Annotated in this window: 10 protein-coding genes; 4 read left to right on the top strand and 6 right to left on the bottom strand. The window is 47.0% G+C overall.

What is annotated here, in order from left to right; all coding sequences use genetic code 11:
- Nucleotides 1-307: 307 nt before the first annotated feature.
- On the top strand, nucleotides 308-523 hold the full coding sequence (locus AB1797_09140) for a hypothetical protein (GenBank protein ID MEW5767775.1): 216 nt from the start codon (nucleotides 308-310) through the stop codon (nucleotides 521-523).
- A gap of 52 nt (nucleotides 524-575) precedes the next feature.
- Here the strand turns inward: AB1797_09140 and AB1797_09135 are convergent, their stop codons facing one another.
- Both AB1797_09135 and nrdR read right to left on the bottom strand, forming a co-directional pair.
- Complete coding sequence (locus AB1797_09135) at nucleotides 576-1,535, bottom strand: NGG1p interacting factor NIF3 (GenBank protein MEW5767774.1); 960 nt, start codon at nucleotides 1,533-1,535, stop codon at nucleotides 576-578.
- Between the two features lie 87 nt (nucleotides 1,536-1,622).
- The gene (nrdR, locus tag AB1797_09130) at nucleotides 1,623-2,087 is read right to left on the bottom strand and encodes a transcriptional regulator NrdR (protein ID MEW5767773.1); all 465 of its coding nucleotides are present in this window, start codon (nucleotides 2,085-2,087) and stop codon (nucleotides 1,623-1,625) included.
- Between the two features lie 430 nt (nucleotides 2,088-2,517).
- On the opposite strand from nrdR, the gene kdsA reads away from it, so the two are divergent.
- The 3 genes from kdsA to AB1797_09115 are packed head-to-tail and all read left to right on the top strand — an operon-like array spanning nucleotide 2,518 to nucleotide 5,432.
- Nucleotides 2,518-3,354 (top strand): 3-deoxy-8-phosphooctulonate synthase, encoded by an 837-nt coding sequence (kdsA, locus tag AB1797_09125; GenBank protein ID MEW5767772.1) that lies wholly within the window; start codon nucleotides 2,518-2,520, stop codon nucleotides 3,352-3,354.
- Between the two features lie 43 nt (nucleotides 3,355-3,397).
- A complete protein-coding gene (locus AB1797_09120; GenBank protein ID MEW5767771.1) occupies nucleotides 3,398-4,327 on the top strand; it encodes an ABC transporter permease in 930 nt (309 codons plus the stop codon).
- Nucleotides 4,328-4,352: 25 nt separating this feature from the next.
- Nucleotides 4,353-5,432: an HAD family hydrolase gene (locus AB1797_09115; protein ID MEW5767770.1), complete on the top strand. Its 1,080-nt coding sequence runs from the start codon at nucleotides 4,353-4,355 to the stop codon at nucleotides 5,430-5,432.
- 472 nt (nucleotides 5,433-5,904) lie between these two features.
- Here AB1797_09115 and gltX read toward each other — a convergent pair whose 3' ends face one another.
- From gltX to AB1797_09095, 4 genes are all read right to left on the bottom strand, one after another.
- Nucleotides 5,905-7,332, bottom strand: coding sequence for a glutamate--tRNA ligase (gene gltX / locus AB1797_09110; protein MEW5767769.1), 1,428 nt, complete (start codon nucleotides 7,330-7,332; stop codon nucleotides 5,905-5,907).
- 310 nt (nucleotides 7,333-7,642) lie between these two features.
- Nucleotides 7,643-9,340 carry a glutamine--tRNA ligase/YqeY domain fusion protein gene (locus AB1797_09105; protein ID MEW5767768.1) on the bottom strand — a complete coding sequence of 566 codons (1,698 nt, stop codon included), beginning with the start codon at nucleotides 9,338-9,340 and terminating at the stop codon, nucleotides 7,643-7,645.
- Nucleotides 9,341-9,675: 335 nt separating this feature from the next.
- Nucleotides 9,676-10,518: a hypothetical protein gene (locus tag AB1797_09100; protein ID MEW5767767.1), complete on the bottom strand. Its 843-nt coding sequence runs from the start codon at nucleotides 10,516-10,518 to the stop codon at nucleotides 9,676-9,678.
- 657 nt (nucleotides 10,519-11,175) lie between these two features.
- Nucleotides 11,176-11,628, bottom strand: coding sequence for an IS3 family transposase (locus tag AB1797_09095; GenBank protein ID MEW5767766.1), 453 nt, complete (start codon nucleotides 11,626-11,628; stop codon nucleotides 11,176-11,178).
- Nucleotides 11,629-11,846: the final 218 nt, after the last annotated feature.

Genomic DNA, 11,846 nt, shown 5'->3' with positions numbered 1-11,846 from the left:
TCACTCACAAAATTTGATAGCCACCCTCACAACCTCTTTTGTGGGTTTCATCCCTTCCTTGTCTCCAAAAGAAAACCGGCAGGCAACTTCCTAATCTCCTTAACTGAGAACATAGGAGAACATAGGGGACGGTGGTGTAGAAAGTAATTTATTTTAGCCATTGGCCTAAGATCATCTTGCCTACTGAGCTCAGGTCGGTCTTGGCTACAATCCCTCGAACGATCACATGATGTAAAACTCCGGGAGCATCTAATCTTAGGTTTCCTTGGCATAGTTCAATTATACATTGTGGTATTTGATGTGTCAAATGTTTTTTTGCTTTCTACACCACCGTCCCCCATGTCCCCCTCGATGCTGGATGCTCGATGCTGAATGGAGCCTCGAGGATCAAGGATCGAGCATCGAGCATCGAGTTTGTGCCTTAGGGGCTGAACGCTTACTTTTTAATTTATATCCTCGCTTACCTTACTTCTTACTTCCTATTTTTATCCGAGAGGCTTCCTTGAAAAGCCTAACCATCTGATATTGGGTTTGGGATTACGAATGGGGGTTTACCTGATCCGAAGACTCGAAACTTAACGTCTCTCTACTCGTCTAAAGCCGGAACAAGGTGTAATCTCTAATTCAGCCTTTTTAGTCAACTCATCCAGAAAGAGGTTTATCCCTATGGTGTCTGAAGCCATGTGCCCGGCAATAATGACATTGAGGTGGTGTTTCTCTGCCTCTTTACGGTGATCTTCCGAGAGGTGCATATGCACCATGGTCCCTACCCCGGCTTGAGCGAGCTTTTCCATCGATTCCTTGGCCCCCTCAGTTCCACCGGTCATCTCTACAAAGACTTTTCCCACCCGGTTTTCCTTATCTCCATTAATAATCTTTGGCCCGGCTTTATCTTTGACGGCCTGCTTATACTCCGGGATACCTTTCAGCAGATCAAGAAGATTCTTCACCCTATTCGGCTTCTCCTTATCAATATAATCCTGAAGAAAACGAGTAACCAGATTATCAGAGGGGGTGTGAACACAAAGAAAAGGAAGATCAAGCAACTTAGCCGCATCCACCGCTCGAGCATGATTGACCGGCATAACCTTTCTGCCTACTTCCTCAATTCGGTCTTTAAGTATCCCCTCAGCCACGTTAATCGGGACTCCGAATTTATTCAAGACATCAGCCTGCATATGCATTACCTCGTAGAAACCAGCCAGGGCATAGCCCTCAGGATGATGAGCCAGGATAAGATCAATCTTTTTTCCTTGGGCACGAAGCCTATCAGCCAGTAGAACCTCCCCGATCTCCATGTCAATACCCACTATAATTCCTTCTACAGACAGATCTTTCTCTCCATAAAGGATTCTTGTATCGGCGTAAGGATTGGCCAGAGATTCAAGATCAAACTCCTCTTTTTCTTTTTCCTTCATATCTTCGTAGTCACTTTTAACCCTGGCCAAATCACGTTCTACCTCTTCTTGACCTCGCGGGTCGGCCTCTATTCCCGATCTGACAGCTAATTCATAAATCTGGCCTAACGTAGGCATAAATCAAACCTCCCCTTCTTATGATGGATTGCGGATTGGCGATTATGGCGGGTAGATGGCGGAATGCGGAACATAAATCCGCCATCCTTAAGCTCCTGCTTCGGGACTTATTGTCCTTATTACTTCTACAAATTGATTCGCATCCTGAAACTCCTGATGAACAGAAACGAATCTAAGATAAGCCACTTTATCAATTTGCTGAAGATGTTCCAAAACAGTCCGGCCTAAATCTCTGGTGGGTATTTCCCGGCGGTTACCATCATTATAAACTTGGCCCTGCACCTTGGTGGCTAATTCATCGATGGTTTCTCTGTCTACCGGTCTATTTTTACATGCGGTTAAGATACCCTCAATCAACTTGTTTCGATCAAAAGGCTCCTTTTCGCCATTCTTTTTAATAACTACGTAAGGCATTTGCTCAATACGTTCATAAGTCGTAAAACGCTCTCCACAGACAAGACACTCTCTTCGTCGCCGGATAGAAGTCTTATTGCTGGTCTCCCTGGAATCAATAACTTTATCGTCTTCACGTTGACAAAAAGGACACCGCATGGTTTTCTACCTCCCATTGCAATCGCGCCATCGTCCCCCCTCCACCGGGACGTTACAGTAAAACGATGGTTATCATACCACAATATATGGAATTTGTCAAGTGAAAAGAGACACTATATAGGGGTCTTAAGCCAATTTTGATACAAATCTCTCTCTCAGGCTATCTTTTACGATGGTTAGACAAAAACTCCAATTTTGGGGGACTTTTGGCTGGATCATCATTAAACGGAAAGAAGATGCTTGACTTTCTGCTATTTAAGGGATAAAATATAGGTAACCGTTCAGCCACTGATTGACACGGATTAGCACGGATAAAATAAAATGAGTTGTAAGTGTTCAGCCACAAAGACACTAAGACACAATGTAGGGGCGGTGGCTGAACGGTTACAAAATTTCGACCATACCCACGAAGATGCCAGGAGTGAGCCAAATGACTAAAGAGCTGCCCATAGGAGATAGTGTTATTTTGGGAGGTAAAGGCTCCCTCGGACTCATCGCCGGCCCCTGTGTGATTGAGAGTGAAATTCATTGCCTGAATACCGCTGAAAAGTTAGCCGGGATAGCTCAAGAACTTCGGGTCCCATTTATTTTTAAGACCTCTTACGATAAGGCCAACCGAAGTTCTATCCATTCCTATCGGGGACCGGGATTAAAAAAGGGGCTGGAAATCCTAAAAAAGGTAAAAAAAGAAGCCGGCGTCCTCGTCCTTACCGATGTCCACCTGCCCACTGAGGTGGAGCCGGTAGCTGAGGTAGTCGATGTTATCCAGATCCCGGCTTTTCTCTGCCGACAGACCGACCTCTTGATTGCTGCGGCCGAAACAGGGAAGGTAGTCAATGTGAAAAAAGGGCAATTTATGGCGCCCCAAGATATGGCCGGCCCAGTGGAGAAGATCAAATCAAGAGGAAATGAGCGAATCCTGCTTACTGAGAGAGGCACAAGTTTTGGCTATCACAATTTAGTGGTCGATATGCGGTCTTTGCCTATTATGAGATCCTTTGGTTTTCCAGTTATCTTTGATGCTACCCACGCCGTTCAACTTCCTGGTGGGGGAGAAAGTTGTTCCGGGGGGGAGAGAGAATTTGTGCCTTGTTTAGCCCGGGCGGCCGTGGCGGCCGGTTGTGATGGAGTTTTCCTTGAGGTCCACCCTTCGCCGAATCAAGCCCTGTGCGATGGACCTAATATGATCAGCCTGGAAGAACTCAAGACCCTCTGGCCTGTCCTGGTCTCTATACATCAATTAACTACTCAGGTAGATAGGCGCTGAAGGCTGAAGGCTGAAGGCTGAGTAGGTACCATTATTAATTACTATGCCTTTTTACATTGCTCGTCGCTTTTTGGCTACTATTCCTGTTCTCTGGGGGATTGTCACCATCACCTTTGTGCTTATCTACGTCCTACCTGGGGATCCGGTGCTGGGTATGGTTGGAGAACGGACAGACGAGGCGGCCATCGAGCGTCTCAGGAAGGAACTCGGCCTTGACCGACCCCTTATAATTCAATATGGACGATACTTACTCAAGATTGTCCAGGGAGATCTGGGACGGTCTTATTATACTCACCGAAAGGTTTCTGAAGCTATCGTCGAAAAATTCCCTAATACACTTTATCTGGCTGTATCAGCTATGATAGTGGCCAGTCTGATGGGGATATCCATCGGCCTGCTATCAGCGGTCAAGCCTGATTCAATCTGGGATAGAGCCGCGATGGTCCTGGCCGTCTTAGGCATATCTACGCCTGTTTTCTGGTTCGGACTACTGCTTATCTTTGTTTTCTCCATCTCTCTGGGCTGGCTTCCTCCTTCGGGGATGGGGCGAGGTGATCCGGCTCATCTTATCCTTCCGGCCCTGACCCTGGGCGTCAGATCGGCTGCCTTCATTGCTCGGTTGACTCGATCGGCTATGCTGGAAGTGCTGCGTCAGGATTACATCCGCACGGCCCGGGCTAAAGGACTTTCGGAAACCATAGTTATCTTCAAACACGGCCTCCGAAATGCCTTCATTCCAGTGATTACCTTAATTGGTCTCGATTTTGGCAGCTATCTTAACGGCTCGGTCCTAACCGAAACCATCTTTGGCTGGCCTGGACTGGGAAGATATGCCGTAATGGAAGGAGTAATGAAAAGGGATCTGCCCGTGGTTATGGGCACGGTCCTCTTTGGGGCAGTGGTTTTTGTCTTTATCAACCTGATGGTTGATTTGCTTTACCACTATCTCGATCCAAGGATAAGGAAAACTTAGCTGGCAGACAACGCATAATACTATAATGAACTCAAAACCCCACGACCCGCAAGCGGGTGCCCCAAACCCGAAACCCAAGGTGAAGATAGACATTCTTATTTTTGATATGGATGGGGTCTTGATAGACACATCCCATTCCTACCAACAGGCTGTAATCGATACGGTTCAGCTTTATTTTCAACGCTGTCTTGGCCTTCACGGAGAGGCCCACTTGATTACAGAAAAAGATGTGAGCGCCTTTAAATACCTGGGTGGATTTAACGATGATTACGACCTGTCCTACGGCCTGGTGGAATACCTGCTATCCCTGATAGATCAGAAGTCAGAGGTCAGAAGTCAGAAATCAGAAGAAGATTGGGATAATATTGACAGCCGGACCATATTAAATATCTTGAAGAAGGCGGGTAGTAAAACAGAGGTATCTCTGGAAGAAATCGTCCGGAGAAAAGACATTGACTCTTTGGTCAATAGACTTAAGGGTAAGGAGGCAGGTCTGACCGGATTAAGAAGGGAGATTAAGGGTGAAAATTCCGACCTCTCTTTTTCTCAAGGGGATGAGTTAAGAGGCAATCTGATTAAAAGGATATTCCAAGAACTTTATTTGGGCCGGGAATATTTTGAACAGGTATACCATCAGCCCCCCTTGGTTTACCACGGCAAGGGATACTTGACCGAAGAAATCCGGCTGGTCAAACCAGAGACCTTGAAACACCTGGCCGGGCTAGTCAAAATGGGCATCGCCACCGGCCGGCCCAGGCTGGATGCTGATTATGGCCTGAAGTATTTTGACTTAAAGAAATATTTCCAGGTGGTGCTCACTCAGGATGATGTGGCAGACCGGGCCTGGCTTAAACCTCACCCGTATAAACTCCTTCAGGTGGCCAGGGAATTAGGGGCCGGAAGCAAGACGCGATGTGCCTATATCGGCGATCTCCCGGATGATGTCATAGCGGCTAACCGGGCCAAGTCAGAGCTTAACTTTATCTCGATCGGATGCCTGGCCTCCACGGATAATAAGGCCGCCTTGAGAAAGAAATTCGAGGCCCACCAAGCCGATTTAATTGTGGAAGATGTAGAGGAACTGGTTCAAATGATACAAGCCTAACTATCTTCAGCCGTAAGCGTTCAACCACTAAGGCACAAAGACACAACCTCGATCCTCGATGCTCGATCCTGGGTATCTACTCAAAATCAAGTTAAAAAAGTAAGCTCATTACAGATTTATAGTGCTATGGGTTAAGTTTCATCTCCTTTTGTACCGACGACGGCGTTGGCATAAAAGCTTCCCCTCCCTTGATGGGAGGGGTTAGGGGAGGGTGAAATAAACAACCCTCTCTTATTGTTGCTAATACCCCATCTATATATAAGGTTTTTAGCAAGAGTAATAATATTGCCCGCCCATTTCACCCTCACCCTATCCCTCTCCCATCAAGGGAGAGGGAATTTTGCTTTGTCTCCCAACTAACTGCTTAACTTAGTTTTGAGGAGTTACGATCCTGGATACTGGATCCTTTACCAGCATCGAAGATCAAGCATCGAGCATCGAGCATCCAGCAAATGATTACCTTCAGCCTTCTTTAGGTCCTCTTTTTCAAGTCATTGATGGTCTGCTCTATCCTCCTTAAAGTGGTCGGCCGGCCGAGGAGGGTAATGACTTCGAAAAGCCCGGGACTGGCCCGCCGGCCGGTTAAGGATGCCCTTAAGGGGTGAATGACCTGGCCCGCCCCAACCCCGAGTTCAGCGGCTAAGGCCCGCAGGTTGTGTTCGATTGTGGCCACATTAAACGGCTCTACCTCAGCCAGGGCATCTCTAACCCGACTTAAGATATCTGCCACACCTTCCTTCCTAAGCACTTTATTTAAAGCATCTTCATCCGGCTGAATCTCCTCGGTAAAGAAAAAGTCAGCCTGCTCTGACAACTGACTCAAGGTTTTGATCCTCTCCTGATAAAGTCTTACCAGTTCCTTGAACCACCCTCGATCAGCCTCGGCCGCCGGGCCTTTTACCTCTCTTAAATAGGGCGTGGCCAGATCGAGTAGCCTTTCCAGGTCAGTGGATCTGATATATTCACCGTTCATCCAGGTCAGTTTTTCCGGATCAAAGATGGCCGGGTTTTTGCTGATTCTTTCTAAAGAAAACTTCGAGATCAATTCTTCTCTGCCAAAGATCTGCTGACTATCCGAAGTGGACCAGCCTAAAAGGGCCAGGTAGTTTACCAGGGCCTCCGGAAGGTAGCCCTCTTCCCGATAGGCGGTAACTGAAGTCGCCCCGTGGCGCTTGCTTAGTCTGGTCCGGTCTGATCCCCAGATCATAGGAAGGTGGGCAAAAGAAGGCAGGTCGAATCTTAGGGCCTCAAAAAGCAGAATCTGACGGGGGGTATTGGAGATATGATCATCTCCCCGGATGATATGAGTGACCTTCATCTCACCGTCATCAACCACCACCGCGAAATTGTAGGTAGGCGTCCCATCCGGTCGCAGGATAATAAAGTCACCCAGGAGTTGGTTGTCAAACTCCAGCGGCCCCCGGAGGATATCCTTCATTTTAGTCATTCCAGGGGTGACCTTGAATCGGACGGAGGGTTTTCGGCCTGACTCTCTTAACCGTTTCGCCTCGGCCTGAGAAAGCTGTCGGCAGGTGCCGTCATAACCAGCCTCCTGCCCGGCCGAGACCATTTTAGCCCGCTTTTCCTTTAACTCCTCCGGCGTGCAATAACAGGCGTAAGCCCTGCCCGATTCGAGCAACTGCTGGGCATATCGCCGGTATATCTCCAATCTCTCAGACTGAAAATAAGGCCCTTCATCCCAGTCAAGACCCAGCCATCTCAAGCCCTCCAGGATAGCCTCCACTGCCTTTGGAGTCGATCTCTTGACATCCGTATCCTCTATCCTGAGGATAAACTTCCCGCCTTTTGACCTGGCGTAAAGCCAGTTAAAGAGGGCTGTTCTGGCCCCTCCAATATGGAGATAACCGGTGGGCGAGGGGGCAAATCTTACTCTGACCATTTATGAATCTCTGTAACCCTTCAGGTATAGCTGCACGGATTAGCACGGATAAATAACACAGGACAGAAGGCGGAAGTGTAGGGACAGGGCTTGTCCCTGTCCGTGCTTGTCCATGTCCGTTCCGTAGACGGACAACCACAAGGGTTGTCCCTACAGCCTAAGGACAGACCCGAATCACGGACACGGCTCACGGATTTTCCGTGTTTCATCTGTGTGCATCTGTGGCTGAACGGTTACGAATCTCTCCAGATAACTACTCAGGCAGATTAGGCTGAAGGCTGAAGACTACTCAGCCTTCAGTCTTCAGCCTTCAGTCTATAGTAGATAGTTTCTTTTCTATCTTTGCCCACGTATCTCGCAGGGTCACGGTCCGATTAAAGACAAGTTTTTCCTCAGAAGAATCAGGATCGACACAGAAATAACCCTGTCGTTCAAACTGGCACCATGTCCCCGCTTTTGCGCCTGACAAACTGGGTTCCACCCGACACGAGGTTAATGTCTCCAATGAGTTCGGATTCAGATATTTTTTATAATCCTCTCCCTCCTTGACATCGCCGGGATCCGTTTTTAGGAAGAGATGATCATACAACCGGATTTCAGCCTCCAGGGCGTGAGCGGCCGAGACCCAGTGCAAGGTTCCCTGAACCTTACGCCCATCAGGCGCGCCCCCGCCTCGAGTGGCCGGATCATAGGTGCAGTGCAGTTCTACCACCTGGCCTTTTTCATCTTTCACCACCTCAGTGCATGTGACCAAATAGGCATACCTTAACCGGACTTCACGACCAGGGGATAGGCGGAAAAACTTTTTGGGTGGGTCTTCACGAAAATCATCCTGTTCGATATAGAGCACCCGCGAAAACGGGACCTTTCGTGTCCCCATCCCTGGATCTTCCGGATTGTTGACGGCTTCCAATTCTTCTACCCGATCTTCGGGATAATTATCAATAATCACCCTGAGCGGTCGCAAGACCCCCATTACTCGGGGAGCCCGTTTGTTCAAATCTTCCCGCAGGCAATGTTCGAGCAGGGCGATATCAACCATGCTGTCCCGCTTGGCCACACCGATGCGCTCTGAAAAATTCCGGATGGACTCCGAGGTATAGCCGCGTCGGCGCAAGCCTGAGATGGTCGGCATCCGAGGATCATCCCAGCCGTTGACATGCCCCTCTGTCACCAGTTCCAGGAGTTTTCGCTTGCTCATCACCGTGTAAGTGAGATTAAGCCGGGCGAATTCAATCTGCTGGGGATGGTAAATGCCCAATTGGTCAAGAAACCAATCATACAAGGGACGATGATCTTCAAATTCCAGGGTGCAAATCGAATGAGTAATGCCTTCAATGGAATCTTCCAGACCGTGAGCCCAGTCATACATGGGATAAATACACCATGCATCGCCTGTCCGATGATGTCTGGCGTGGAGAATGCGGTACATAACCGGATCCCGCATATTCAAATTTCCTGAGGCCATATCGATCTTCGCCCGCAGCACGCGACAGCCATCCGGAAATTCACCTGCCTTCATCTGCTCAAACAAGTCCAGATTCTCTTCCAACGAGCGGTTCCGATAGGGGCTTTCCTTGCCGGGTTCAGTCAACGTCCCCCGGTACTCCCGGATTTCATCTGCGCTTAAATCATCCACATACGCTTTGCCTGCCTTGATAAGCTGCACGGCATATTCATACATCTGCTCAAAATAATCCGAGCCATAGTAAAGCCTGTCCGTCCAATCGAATCCCAGCCATCGGACGTCTTCTTTAATGGATTCGACATACTCCTCTTCCTCTTTCACGGGATTGGTGTCATCAAACCGCAAATTACAAAGACCTCCGAACTCAGCAGCCAGCCCGAAATTGAGGCAGATGGATTTGGCATGTCCAATATGCAAATAACCGTTAGGTTCCGGTGGAAATCGGGTTTGAACTCGACCTCCATACTTGTCTGTTGTTAAGTCTTCTTTGATGATATTTCGGATAAAATGAGGGGGGGATATAGAATCGGTCGTGGTCATATTCGTGGTTTCCTTCCCAGTTTTCTTTGTAACTACTCAGCCCGTCTTTGTGTCTTAGTGGCTGAGTAGTTACTTTTCTTTTTTCTCTCGTAACTACTTAGGTAGTTTGGACGGTAGGCTATAGGCTGTTAGCTTTTGCGCCTTTGACTGAATCAGAGCACCCAAAACCTTGTCGGTTCCTACCATTTGATTACGCCCTGATTCCCTCCTACCGTCTAAATGCCTTCAGCCTATCCACCTGAGTAGTTACTTTCTTGCCAAGTATAGTCTACCAGAATAGAGAAGTCAAGCGGAAAAAATGCGACCCCTGTGCAATCAACTATTTTATCCACCGATTACCCAGATTTTTCTAAGGCCTGTTCAAACTCTTCCAGTGAAGTACATTGGACTGCAGATCGCAAGAGGGATTTTAAGAGGGATATGTCCTCTATCTGATTCACAACATTGGCGATAAAAGTTGGAACTTCATTAAACCGCACATCCAATGCCTCCAATACCATCTCTCTACCCTCAGCCAACATTCCGATTCCCATTCCTTCTTCCCTTCCTATTTTCATTCCTTCTTCCCTTCCGATTTTCATTCCGATTCTCTCCACGCTTGTAACATAGGGCATTTTCTTCACCTCCTCTAATTTTTTTATTTCTTCCCATATCAGCAATTCTTCTTCATCGCTTAGTTGTAAGACCCAATCGATAAATTGAAACAGTCCTTCTACTTTCTCCCTTTGGTATCCTCGTTCATATAACTTTCTTACAAGATATCGCTTGGTATCAAACTTCTCTTCTTTTTGTTTGGCCCGTTCCTTTTCCTGCGAGGCCAAAACTACTAAGGATATTGGATTAGAATCTTGCTCCAGCTTATCTTTATTATAATCCATCAACCTGAAAGAAAGATACTGAAACTCTACGCCACTCCCGTAAGTTTTAAGCTCGTATCTTCCCTCTTCGGCAACTCTCTTTGGCCCGGTCAATATGGCCATACTTACTACCTTCTGGCCATACCTGTCAAATATCAGATAGAAATATCTAAACATCCGAAGTGAGAAGTCTTTTTCTGGAGACCCTTGAACCTCTATATGAACCAAAATCCATTGTTCCCCTCCCTCTTTGAGGTAAACTTTGACCAGTTTGTCCACATGTTTGGCGCCCTTTACGGCCTTTAGGGACAACTTTTTCATTTCCTTATCCAGAAAGGTAATTCCCTTTGAGAAGTCTACGTCTTCGTAGAGTTCGGGGACGAAAAAGCATAAAAGCTGCGGGAAGAACTGTTCTATAATTTTCTTTCAGGCTTCATCAAAGTATGTCCAGTATCTATCCTCAGTTAGCATAATTTCTCTCGTCAAGCGTCCTTCCCCATATTTGGCCCATCAGCGATCAAAATCAATATTTCACTTCTTCTTTCATAACACAAGTCAGCCGTGTCCCATTTTCCTCAAATAAGATGGTAACGTCTGGTAACACTTTGAGAGGTAATTTTTCAACGCAAAGAACGGAGAGATTGCGCAGAGTTCACAGAGATTAAACTTGCTTTTTCTCTGCGTCTTCTGCGCTTGTTCTGCAATCTCTGCGTTAATCTTTATCCGTCTTTCATAATCAAAGTAGTAGCAGCGGGTAAGCCCCGACAATACCGACAAGTCCTAATATATCACATAAAATGGAGCCTGTCAACCGAAAGTGGGTATTGTGACGGTCGGTTGTCTCCTAACATCGTGATAGTTGATAAAGATGAAGCAGGGCTACAGAGCAATCCGGAATGAGCTGCTTAGAGCCTATCCCAAAACCGAGCCGAGCCGTCACCGTATAATGGACCCAGAAAATCGGACAGTATGTTAAGTTTAGTTGGTGGTCTCCTTAAATTGAAAAAATATATCAAAATATATCCATTGAAGAAAGGGTTGAGCCAGTCGTTTGTAAGTAGGGGCGAACAGCCCTTCGCCCCTACTTCTGCTGGCTGGTAAGAAGGCTACGAATAGCAGATAAGGATATATCTTGTTGTTTGGATGTGGTTTGCTCAGATTGGGCTTCGGATAGATGGCTTCAATCCCCATCAGTCTCATCAGCCTCTGGACCCTTTTCCTGTTTACTAAGTAACCGTTCCTGTTCAATGATACCGTCATCCTCCTGAAACCATAAAAAGGTGTCTTCGTGTATTGCTCATCTATGAATCGCATGAGCTCTAAGCCGTAAAGATCAACAACAGGCTCATAATACACGGTCGATCTGGCTATGCCCAGAAGTTCTGCCTGTCTGGTTATCGTTATAGATTTGTTTGCGTGGTCAATAAGCAATTTCTTCTCCTTAGGTGTTAATTCCAGATTTTTTTTTAAAAAGCCAGTCAAGCTCAACCTTTAGTTGCCCGATCTGCCGGTAAAGCTCTTCTATAACCTGACTTTCGCCAATAGCAAAAATTAAGTTTATAACCTATTGCAATAAGATATATTGCAGAAGCACGGCTGTATTACCTAAGAGGTCTCTTTAGCCGTAAAACAGCTAAGATTCAAGGTGT

Source organism: bacterium (genome assembly GCA_040753085.1).
GTDB lineage: Bacteria > UBA9089 > JASEGY01 > JASEGY01 > JASEGY01 > JASEGY01.
Note: the sequence above shows the minus strand (reverse complement) of the source record. Positions and strands in the feature narration are given on the sequence as shown.

Excerpts from the sequence above, each read along its gene's own strand:
- AB1797_09140 (MEW5767775.1), top strand. The coding sequence starts at position 308 with ATGTTTTTTTGCTTTCTACACCACCGTCCCCCATGTCCCCCTCGATGC.
- AB1797_09105 (MEW5767768.1), bottom strand. The coding sequence starts at position 9,340 with ATGACCACGACCGATTCTATATCCCCCCCTCATTTTATCCGAAATATC.
- AB1797_09115 (MEW5767770.1), top strand. The coding sequence starts at position 4,353 with ATGAACTCAAAACCCCACGACCCGCAAGCGGGTGCCCCAAACCCGAAA.
- gltX (MEW5767769.1), bottom strand. The coding sequence starts at position 7,332 with ATGGTCAGAGTAAGATTTGCCCCCTCGCCCACCGGTTATCTCCATATT.
- AB1797_09120 (MEW5767771.1), top strand. The coding sequence starts at position 3,398 with ATGCCTTTTTACATTGCTCGTCGCTTTTTGGCTACTATTCCTGTTCTC.
- kdsA (MEW5767772.1), top strand. The coding sequence starts at position 2,518 with ATGACTAAAGAGCTGCCCATAGGAGATAGTGTTATTTTGGGAGGTAAA.
- AB1797_09100 (MEW5767767.1), bottom strand. The coding sequence starts at position 10,518 with ATGAAAAAGTTGTCCCTAAAGGCCGTAAAGGGCGCCAAACATGTGGAC.
- nrdR (MEW5767773.1), bottom strand. The coding sequence starts at position 2,087 with ATGCGGTGTCCTTTTTGTCAACGTGAAGACGATAAAGTTATTGATTCC.
- AB1797_09135 (MEW5767774.1), bottom strand. The coding sequence starts at position 1,535 with ATGCCTACGTTAGGCCAGATTTATGAATTAGCTGTCAGATCGGGAATA.